Annotated in this window: 11 protein-coding genes; 5 read left to right on the plus strand and 6 right to left on the minus strand. The window is 38.6% G+C overall.

All coding sequences use genetic code 11. The features are described 5' to 3' along the window. Window positions 1-2: 2 nt before the first annotated feature. The 5 genes from LBH49_03080 to LBH49_03100 all read right to left on the minus strand — a co-directional run bounded on the left by LBH49_03080 (window position 3) and on the right by LBH49_03100 (window position 5,340). A complete protein-coding gene (locus LBH49_03080; GenBank protein MDR0351605.1) occupies window positions 3-2,063 on the minus strand; it encodes a VWA domain-containing protein in 2,061 nt (686 codons plus the stop codon). Beyond that, window positions 2,060-3,091 carry a VWA domain-containing protein gene (locus tag LBH49_03085; GenBank protein MDR0351606.1) on the minus strand — a complete coding sequence of 344 codons (1,032 nt, stop codon included), beginning with the start codon at window positions 3,089-3,091 and terminating at the stop codon, window positions 2,060-2,062. The genes LBH49_03080 and LBH49_03085 overlap by 4 nt, the downstream gene beginning before the upstream one ends. After that, window positions 3,088-3,660 (minus strand): hypothetical protein, encoded by a 573-nt coding sequence (locus tag LBH49_03090; protein MDR0351607.1) that lies wholly within the window; start codon window positions 3,658-3,660, stop codon window positions 3,088-3,090. Before LBH49_03090 ends, LBH49_03085 begins: the two co-directional genes overlap by 4 nt. Window positions 3,661-3,779: 119 nt before the next feature. Beyond that, window positions 3,780-4,406 carry an endonuclease III gene (gene nth / locus LBH49_03095; protein MDR0351608.1) on the minus strand — a complete coding sequence of 209 codons (627 nt, stop codon included), beginning with the start codon at window positions 4,404-4,406 and terminating at the stop codon, window positions 3,780-3,782. Continuing rightward, window positions 4,393-5,340, minus strand: coding sequence for an RluA family pseudouridine synthase (locus LBH49_03100; GenBank protein MDR0351609.1), 948 nt, complete (start codon window positions 5,338-5,340; stop codon window positions 4,393-4,395). The genes nth and LBH49_03100 overlap by 14 nt, the downstream gene beginning before the upstream one ends. Window positions 5,341-5,698: 358 nt before the next feature. Here LBH49_03100 and asd point away from each other — a divergent pair, with 358 nt between their 5' ends. From asd to LBH49_03115, 3 genes are read left to right on the plus strand one after another with little or no spacing between them, the layout of a single operon-like run. Beyond that, complete coding sequence (gene asd / locus LBH49_03105) at window positions 5,699-6,784, plus strand: archaetidylserine decarboxylase (protein ID MDR0351610.1); 1,086 nt, start codon at window positions 5,699-5,701, stop codon at window positions 6,782-6,784. A 21-nt stretch (window positions 6,785-6,805) separates the two neighbouring features. Further along, window positions 6,806-7,309 carry a histidine phosphatase family protein gene (locus LBH49_03110; GenBank protein ID MDR0351611.1) on the plus strand — a complete coding sequence of 168 codons (504 nt, stop codon included), beginning with the start codon at window positions 6,806-6,808 and terminating at the stop codon, window positions 7,307-7,309. Then, a complete protein-coding gene (locus LBH49_03115; protein ID MDR0351612.1) occupies window positions 7,306-7,851 on the plus strand; it encodes a DJ-1/PfpI family protein in 546 nt (181 codons plus the stop codon). The genes LBH49_03110 and LBH49_03115 overlap by 4 nt, the downstream gene beginning before the upstream one ends. Before the next feature lie 4 nt (window positions 7,852-7,855). Here LBH49_03115 and LBH49_03120 read toward each other — a convergent pair whose 3' ends face one another. Next, window positions 7,856-8,389, minus strand: coding sequence for a biotin--[acetyl-CoA-carboxylase] ligase (locus LBH49_03120; GenBank protein MDR0351613.1), 534 nt, complete (start codon window positions 8,387-8,389; stop codon window positions 7,856-7,858). A 44-nt stretch (window positions 8,390-8,433) separates the two neighbouring features. Between LBH49_03120 and gmk the strand changes: the two genes are divergently transcribed. Together gmk and LBH49_03130 are read left to right on the plus strand one after the other, a co-directional pair. Next, window positions 8,434-9,027, plus strand: coding sequence for a guanylate kinase (gene gmk / locus LBH49_03125; GenBank protein MDR0351614.1), 594 nt, complete (start codon window positions 8,434-8,436; stop codon window positions 9,025-9,027). Beyond that, window positions 9,018-9,375, plus strand: a 358-nt coding sequence (locus LBH49_03130; GenBank protein ID MDR0351615.1) for an RsmD family RNA methyltransferase, incomplete at its 3' end; no start/stop codon positions are given. The genes gmk and LBH49_03130, both read left to right, overlap by 10 nt.

Here is a 9,375-nt window from a genome sequence, read left to right on the forward strand (position 1 = left end):
ATTTACCAAAATTTATCAAATTTCTCTGTATGCTTAATTTTTGCGTCGGAGAAAGTCACTGGCATTGCATGTTCATCTTGGCGAACAGAATTTAGTAATTCTGCTGCTTCTTTTTTCGTCATTTTACCATCTGATGGGCTTTGATCACGGACCTGGGATGGATGATCTTTTGGGTTATCATTGCGATTTTCATCATTGGGAGGTTCATTTTTTGATTCATCATTATGATCATTTTTACCATCTTTTTCATCTTGTTGTGAATCTTTATTTTGTTTATCTTGATCATTTTTTTGATCATCGCTTTGGTCTTTCTCATTGGAGGATTCATTTTTTTTATCGTCATTTTTTTTATCGTCGGCATTGTCCCTATGGTTATCTTTGTTTTTTCCGTCTTTTCCATCTTTATTTTCATCTTTTTTCTCATCTGATTTGTCCTTGTTGTCGTCCTTATTTTTGTCATCTTTTTCGTTTTTATTCTCATCTTTTTTGTCATCTTTTTGATTTTGATCTTGGTTATCCTTGGTTTGTTGCTGATTAGGATTGTTTTGATTTTTCTTATTTTGTTCTTCTTTGCGTTTTTTTAATTCCTCCTGATAATTTTTTATAATATCAAGATTATCTTTGGCATCGGAGAAATTTTCATCCAGCTCCAGGGCATTTTCAAAACAATCTATGCTTTCGTCGCATAGTTTTATAGCTTCATCCAGATTATTTTCTTCTTCAAGCCTAGCTTCTTCGCCTAGGGCATGGCCATAGTTATAGAATACTTCCTTGTTCAATTTATTTTTGGCACCGGGACTGAGTGCTTCTTGGAAAATTTTACTCGCTTCCTTGTATTGTTTGTTTGCCAATAGTGCCGTGCCATAGTTAAATTGCAACCTTTGGTCTACGCGTTTGTTATTTTTCTGGGCTTCGATTTTATCTGCATAATATTCGGCGGCTTCGGCATATTTACCGGCTTCGTATAGTTTTTCACCTTTGCTGGCCATTGCACTGGCTATATTATACAAAAGAAGATACATGACGACGAAGCTAACAATGCGTGTATATATGGGGTCTCTGTTTTTGTTTTTTATATTATTTGATTTTAGTAATAATTCCAATATCAGCACGATGATTGCCAAAAATATTATGATTTGGAATTTTTCATTGTATACTTTTTCTTCACTAATTTGACCCGAAGATGCGCTGTGTTTAGCAGCTATGGTTTTGGTCAATTCTTCTATGCCATTGGTGGACATAGGATGATAGGTTCCTCCGGTTTCCTTGGCAATGGCGACGAGTGTCTCTTCATCAAGCCTGGTTTTTACCTTATTACCAGCTTTGTTTTTCAAAAAAATTTGATTGCCAGCCTTGTCTAGAATTGGGATAAATTCACCTTCGGTGGAGCCTAGGCCCACGGTATAGATATTTATTCCGTTTGATTTTGCCTTTTTAGCCGCTGTCAGGGCAGAATTTTCCAAATCTTCGCCGTCAGAAAATAGCACAAGGATATGATCTGATGTGTCTTTGGAAAATACATCACAGGCTATTTCTATGGCAGTGCCAACTTCGGTGCCTTGGTTTTGTATGATATTTGTATCCAATATGGTTAACGATTGATCGAAGGCGCCATAATCCAGAGTCAATGGGCATTGAAGGAAGGCACTGCCTGCAAATGCAATTAGCCCAAATCTATGGCCCGGAAGCTTTTTTGTCATATCTTTTATGGCAATTTTAGCTCGTTCCAATCTATTGGGCTTAACATCGCAGGCCAGCATACTTTTGGATACATCCACGGCAAACAATAGATCAGTTCCCTTTACCTGGCGCTGTTCCAGTCTGTAGCCAAATTGTGGCCTAGCCAATGCTAAACAAATCAATGCTATGGCCAGACAGAATAGGAAATTTTTGCTCTGTTGCAGTCGAAAATTGTAATCCTTCAGCAGGATGGCGAATAGCCTTTCCGAAGCGAAGGTTTTTAACAAATTGGTTCTCCTTTTGCTGCCAAAGGTAAATACCAGCACCACTCCTAGCAGGATGAATGGCAGTAAATATAAAAAAATGACATTTCCAAACCTCATGGTATCCGTTGTAATTTAGTGTTTTTCAATAATGCTTCGAGTATTAATAATACCATGGCTGCCATGGCAAACCAATGGAATAGTTCGTCGTATAACGAGTAATTTTTGATCTTTATTTCGGTCTTTTCAAGGGCATCTATGGTTTTATATATCTCAAGCAATTGATCCTTATCGGTGGCTCTAAAGCATTTACCTCCGGTAATTTCCGCAATGCTTTTTAGAGTATCTATATTCATCTCACTTTTAAAATTTCTTATCACTGGTCTTCCCAGAGGATCTTTGGCTATGCCGCCATTTTCATCCGGACTGGCAATGGGAACAACACCATTGCTTCCGATGCCCACTGTATATATTTTTATGCCAAAGGCAGCAGCGGCCTCGGCGGCAACCTTGGGTGATATGTTTCCCACATTATGATCTCCATCGGTCAGTAATACAATTATTTTACTTTTAGCCACCGAATCATTTAATCTATTGGCACACATGGTGATGGTCGAAGAGATAGAAGTGCCATTATCTTTTATAATACCGAAGCGTATTCGCTCTAGGTTATCAATCAACCATTGATGATTCATGGTGGTGGGGCTTATTAGATAGGAATTTCCTGAAAATGCCACCAGCCCTAGCCTATCATAGCTGCGCATTTTAATGAACTCAGCGAGGACCTGTTTAGCCACATCTATCCTTCGAATCATCGGTTCGCCCTTTTTCCAAAAATCTAGACAAAGCATGGATCCAGACACGTCTATGGCCAACATTATGTCTATGACATTTACATTGGTTTCGGAAAACCCGCTGGGCTGTTGTGGACGCGCTAGGGCTATTATTAGTAATGCAAGGGCCATTGTGCGCAGTATTACTAAAAATCTGCCGGCATTGGTTTTGCGATGATTAGCAATGGATTTTATGATGGAAGTATTTGAGAAAAACATAGCCATTGGACGGCCAATTTTACCCATAGACCAATATAAAATTGGCAAGGTAAGCAACAACCAAAGATGTTCTGGATTAGCAAATTCTATGTTCAATTTTTACCTCCTTCAGATTTTGATTCCATAGCGCTGCTATGCTGTCTGTTTTTTCTATGCTCTATTATTCTGACGAAATTGCAGGCCTTGACGTAGATTTCCCGCTGCTGTTTGTCCGAATAGGTTTTGGCGGCAAATTTTGCAAAATCGGAGTATTTTAATATGTCGGCCAATAGACTGGATGTTTGCCAATCTAATTTCACACTCTTATCAAAAATTTTTAAAAATTCTTCGCTGGTTTTCGACAGTACCCGTATATTATATTCTCTTTGCAAATAACAGCGAATGGCATTGGAGACGAGCACAGCAAACTCATCTGTTGTTTCTGGTCCAATGAATTTCCTTGAATGTTTTAGATCTCTAAAGACCTCTTCAAAGGAGGACAGCGATGGCTGTAAAATTTTATATTTCGGACGACGGATGATTAAATATAGTAGCAATGCCAATAATAGCAATAGAGAGATACCAATTAAAATCACTGGTAAATAATTTCCGGTTTCAACGGGCTGAATGAATGGCTTCAATTCGAATAAATTGGCCTGATCTTGCACCATATTCGAATGAACCATCGGTATACCTGAAATCAAAAATAAAATAATACACAACAAAATTCTCATAGCTGCTGCGTTTAGTGATCCTATTTCCTGCGTTTCGCAAGTCAATAAATTCTAAACAAAATTACATAAGTTTAGATAAATTTACAACAAATTTGACATTTATCTGGGCTATGCCCTCGGGCTTTACAAAATTCTCGACCAAATAAAATCATGCGAATATGCAGATCATGCCATTTAGTTTTATCAAACAATCTCTTTAGATCCGTTTCGGTTTGGATTACATTTCTGCCATTGCTCAAGCCCCAGCGCTTGGCTAGTCTATGAATATGGGTGTCCACAGGGAAGGCGTAGCCACCAAAGGCCTGAGAGTATACCACCGAAGCGGTTTTATGCCCTACTCCAGGCAGAGATTCAAGTTCTTTCATTGATTTGGGGACCTGGCCGTCGAATTTGGAGATCAATATTTCAGCCAGAAGTTTTATGGCCTTTGTCTTTGTCCTAAACAATCCGCAAGGTTTTATTATAGATTCCAATTCATCGGCGGATATTTTTGAAATGTCTTTCGGGGTGGATGTTCTTTGGAATAGCTCCTTTGTCACTCGATTGACCTGGCTATCGGTGCATTGGGCCGATAGTATCACAGCCATTAGTAATGTAAATGGATCGCTGTGTTTCAATGGGATGTCGATTTTAGGATAGGTTTTGGTCAAAATTTCTTCCACAAAATTCGCCCTGGTAAGTATGTTATCCATTGACATCTTTTGATAGTTTAGCCACGATTAAATTAAAATCATCAGGGAGATCTGAGGAAAAACTCATCCTTTCTTGGCTGGCTGGATGGGTCAATTCCAGATGCACAGCGTGTAGCATAACTCGTTCACATTCAACAGAATTTGATGAATGTGTCTGGCCATAGGTACGATCTCCAAGGATGGGATGTCCGATATGACTCAGATGTACCCGAATTTGATGAGTTCTTCCGGTGATTGGGTTAACATTTAAAAGCGCAGTGGATTTAAAATTATTGCATAGATTCCATAGAGTTGTGGCCTTTCGTCCTTTGGACGTGATGCACATCCGCGTCCTTATGACTTTACTTCGTCCTATGGGTTCATTTATTATGCCGGTTTTAATGGAAAAATTTCCTTCGACGATGCAGACATATTTTTTTTGGATTCTGTGCTGAGAAAATTGTTCTATGAGAGACAGATAGGCCTTGTCTGTTTTGGCAAAGACCATTACGCCGGAAGTTTCCTTGTCCAGCCTATGGACCACTCCTGGCCTCAATTCACCACCCAATGGACTTAAAGCACAATGGGATAGTACCATTTCCACAAGGGTTGGTTCCAAGGTACCATTGCCCCTATGGACTACGATGCCTGGTTTTTTGTTTACCACCAACAAAAATTCATCTTCGAATATTATGTCTATGGGAATATCTATGGGCTGCAGATTCCTTGCCGTTGGCCTTAGTTCTAAAAATGTGACCAGATCGCCGGATTTCAACAAAAAATTCTTCTTTACCAGTAGGCCATTCACCATCACGCCATTGATTGTAAAAATTTTTTGAATATGACTTCTAGACATATCTTCCAGATGTTCTGACAGGAATAAATCTACTCTCTTCCCGGTTGAATCAATTTCCACCGAAAGTTCTTGCCATTTGCCATGATTTACGATATCGTCTGTCATTGGATCAATGGATAGGTATAACCAGTAAAGTTACAATAAAAGATGTGGCTAAACATGCCATATTTATCATAAGAGATATTTTATCATTTTTATCGAGCTTAACAATGATGGTGGGTATAGGTGTTATGTGATGCATGGATTTAAGGTTAGCATATTATGGCCAAAAATGCTTGTCAATAATATGCGATGATAGGACTAAAGTATTATTGATTACTGGCAATGAAAGCTGTGTAAATTCCAATTTTCTTAAAAGTTCGTCTATTTTTAAATCTATAGTTGCCATGGCTTCTATAATTATTTTACAATTTTTTAACCTAGGCAATAAAATTATTTTTTTTACAATAACAACCAATATATCATGAGATTATTACAAGAGATGCAACTAAACCTATTGGCGTTTGAATCCATAGGTTTGGTATTTGCCCATTCATTTTTCATGGAGCACCGGCGCAACATGTGTATTTTACAGGGGATCCGGCAATTATTACTTTTGGCAGTAAAATTTCCTTCCAATTTGGTCACGATTTCTTTTCTTGAAAAATGGATGGCGTGCGGTATTTCAATTTTTAATCGCTACACAAAATCGGTGGAAACCGAGGATGTATGCGGTGGATTGTACCTTAAGTGGCTCTACTACAATCCGGTAGGTGAACTTACATTGAACCTGCTTGTGAAAAGAAAAGTCACTTCATCTATATTTGGAATGTATATGCGATCTAGGCGGTCCAAAGGAAAGATATTGCCCTTCATAGAAAAGCATGGGATAGCACCGGAGTCCTTTGAAAAAGATGTGGAGGATTTTCTGTCCTTTGATGATTTTTTTTCCAGAAAATTGAAAAAAAGTGCCAGACCCATTGCCACCGCAGATGGGCATATTATATCTCCTTGTGATGGAAGGCATTTAATCATTCAAAATAGTAATGCTCTGCCATCATTTTTTGTGAAGGGTCAGAAATTTGATCTGTATTCGTTGCTCATTGATAGGCAGTTATATGAACATTTTAAAGATGGAATGGTTATGATCTCTAGGCTTAGCCCGGTGGATTATCATAGGTTTCATTTTCCATGTAATTGTGTGCCAATGCAGTATTATAAAATAAATGGCGATTATTTTTCAGTGAATCCTATGGTCACGAAAAAATTTTTGAAGATTTTTTTTCAAAATAAACGCGAAGTTACTCTGTTGAAAACAGCTGACGTCGGTATGATAGCTATGATTGAAATCGGTGCCACATTTATTGGTAGCATCCATCAATCATTCAAATTGAATGAAAAATATTTTATTGGTCAAGAAAAAGGATATTTTAGCTTTGGAGGTTCGACAATCATAACGATTTTCGAAAATGACAAGGTTAAGTTTTCCGATGACCTGATTAAAAATTCAAAGGACGGAATGGAAACCTATATATTAATGGGGGATTCTATTGCAATGAAGACAAAATAAATCTGTAAAAGGGGATTAAGTATGAAAAGATTGTATATTGTACGCCATGCTCAGGCGGTTACCGATAATAGTATACCTGATTATGATCGGACATTGAGCGAAATCGGCCTAACTGAGGCTCAGAGTATAGCCCATAAACTGGTTTCAGCAGGAATGCGGCCAGATCTAATGATTTCAAGTGGTGCCAGACGGTCCTTAGATACGGCAAGAATTATTAGAGAAATTTTTGGCCTATTATCCAATGTAATAGAAGTGCATGATGAGTTATATCTTGCTGATATGGATAAAATTTTAGCCGCATTGGCTCAGGTGCCTGATAGTAAGAATTCTGTAATGGTGATATCTCACAATCCTGGCATATCCAGATTTTTAGAGGCCATGACTGACTCCGACATGATGGATATGCCCACTGGCTCCATGGCCGTTGTGGAAGTTCATGTTAGGCATTGGGCAGACATCATTTCTAGGTCACATATAGGTCGACAATTGATTTTTTTTTCACCTCATAGCGGAAAAAGTTTATGAAAAAGAAGGCTGTTGTTATTGTAGGCAATGGATTTGAAGAAATTGAGTTAGTGGCGCCGGTGGATATGCTATGCCGGGCTGGTAGCGATGTTAGGATTTTGTCCATAGATGACAAGATCGTTGTCGGAGCTAACAATATTTCGATGGTGGCAAATGGATTGTTAAAAGATTATGAATATGACAAGCCGGACTGCCTTTTTATCCCAGGTGGACCATGGATTCTTAGGGCTAGGTATGATGAAAATATCCTGGGTCTTGTGAAAGAGCACCATGGCCATAGGTTGCTTTTGGCAGCAATCTGTGCAGCTCCATTGATACTGAGTACTGCCGGAGTATTGGATGACCATGAATATACGTCACATTTTTCGATAAAATTGGAAGGTTCCGATGAAACCAAGCCAGTGGTGGTGGATAAAAATATCATCACCGGAAGAGGCCCAGGTGCAGCTCTAGAATTTGCTGTGGCTATTGTAACAAAACTCTATGGCCAGACCACAGCTTTCGGAGTGTCAAATGCCATGTGCCTGACATTGGCAAAGTGAGCATTTATGAGATTAATTTCGCCAGCACATCGATGACTAATTTTTCTATCATTGACAGGTCTACCTGATGGTTTAGCAGAGCGTATATGCTGGTTGCTGTTTCTCTAATACCCGGAGGATAAGTGGTTATATCTGCGTTTACATTTATACCAATGCCAGAGACAGCTACCATTATCTCATTGCCGAGAATCTTAGTTTCGGTCAGTATCCCGGCCAGTTTTTTGCCATTAAAATATATGTCATTGGGATACTTGATGGTGAAATTTATCGAAAATTTATTGGATAATCGCTCGGCGACCAGTTCAGCAAATTTGAGCGAGAAGTTTGAAAAATTTGCCGGTGCTTTTTTCGGTTTAAATGCCACCGATAGATATAGATTTTTATCATCGGAGCTATACCATTTGCGATGGAATTGGCCGCGGCCAGCGGTTTGGCTTTTGGCAATGACCATAAATGGCATCGATGGCTGGCTTTTTTCTGCAAGTTCAAAGGCATGGCTATTGGTGCTATCAATATTTTCTAATCTAAAAATCTGCATGCTTTATTTTTATATTGTAAAATTTTTCTGTAAATATGCCATCTATGCCAATGATAAAGGGAAAACTATTCATAATCTCTGGGCCAGCTGGAATTGGTAAGTCTACGGTATGTAAAAACCTACTGGCTTCGATCAATGGTGAGATGTTGCGTAGAGTCATAACAATGACAACAAGAAAACCTCGGTCCAATGAAGTGCATGCAAAAGATTATCACTTTGTATCAGAACAATATTTTGACAATTGCATCGAAGAGGATCTATTGCTTGAATATGCAACTGTGTATGAAAAAGCTAGATATGGCACGCCAAAGGAAATTATTATCGATGGGTTGACCAATGGTATTCATCTGCTGCTTGTCATAGATGTGCAGGGAATGATTGGGGTGAAAAAAAATATGCCACCAGAATTATTGCCAAATGTGGTCACTGTGTTTATTTTGCCAGAGTCGATGAACATTGTAATTGATCGCCTTAGGCATAGGAACTCCGAATCTGTTGATGAATTTAATCAGCGGATAAGATTTGCTAGAGATGAAATTGCAATTTCCAAAAAATATGATTATAACATAATCAGTGGCAGTGAATTTGAGGATCTATTGTCACTGAAGAAGATTTATGAAATAGAAACATGCGCATAACCGGAGGAATGGCTAGGAGTATAAATTTATTGTCGTTGGAGCATAAATTGCTGCGACCAGCCACGGATTTTCTTAGGCAGGCAATATTTTCTTCTCTGGGAAACATCGTCATTGGAAAAAATTTTTTGGATCTATTTGCTGGCACCGGCGCCTATGGTTTGGAAGCTCTTAGCCGTGGTGCCAGTGGCGGTGTGTTCGTTGAAAAGAATTTTTCGTTGAAGCAGATTTTACAAAAAAATATAGGTGCCGTGTCCAAAAGCCTGGCCATCGATGGTTCATGTTGTGATGTTATAATAGGTGATTGTTTGACCTTTGGTTGTCAAAAAAAATTCGGATTGATTTTTATTG

It is taken from the genome of Puniceicoccales bacterium (genome assembly GCA_031255005.1).
Lineage (GTDB): Bacteria > Verrucomicrobiota > Verrucomicrobiia > Opitutales > LL51 > JAIRTH01.

What these genes read in the sequence shown, in the direction of transcription:
- gmk (MDR0351614.1), top strand. Translation starts at nt 8,434, where the DNA reads ATGCCAATGATAAAGGGAAAACTATTCATAATCTCTGGGCCAGCTGGA.
- LBH49_03120 (MDR0351613.1), bottom strand. Translation starts at nt 8,389, where the DNA reads ATGCAGATTTTTAGATTAGAAAATATTGATAGCACCAATAGCCATGCC.
- asd (MDR0351610.1), top strand. Translation starts at nt 5,699, where the DNA reads ATGAGATTATTACAAGAGATGCAACTAAACCTATTGGCGTTTGAATCC.
- LBH49_03100 (MDR0351609.1), bottom strand. Translation starts at nt 5,340, where the DNA reads ATGACAGACGATATCGTAAATCATGGCAAATGGCAAGAACTTTCGGTG.
- LBH49_03080 (MDR0351605.1), bottom strand. Translation starts at nt 2,063, where the DNA reads ATGAGGTTTGGAAATGTCATTTTTTTATATTTACTGCCATTCATCCTG.
- nth (MDR0351608.1), bottom strand. Translation starts at nt 4,406, where the DNA reads ATGTCAATGGATAACATACTTACCAGGGCGAATTTTGTGGAAGAAATT.
- LBH49_03090 (MDR0351607.1), bottom strand. Translation starts at nt 3,660, where the DNA reads ATGGTTCATTCGAATATGGTGCAAGATCAGGCCAATTTATTCGAATTG.
- LBH49_03110 (MDR0351611.1), top strand. Translation starts at nt 6,806, where the DNA reads ATGAAAAGATTGTATATTGTACGCCATGCTCAGGCGGTTACCGATAAT.
- LBH49_03115 (MDR0351612.1), top strand. Translation starts at nt 7,306, where the DNA reads ATGAAAAAGAAGGCTGTTGTTATTGTAGGCAATGGATTTGAAGAAATT.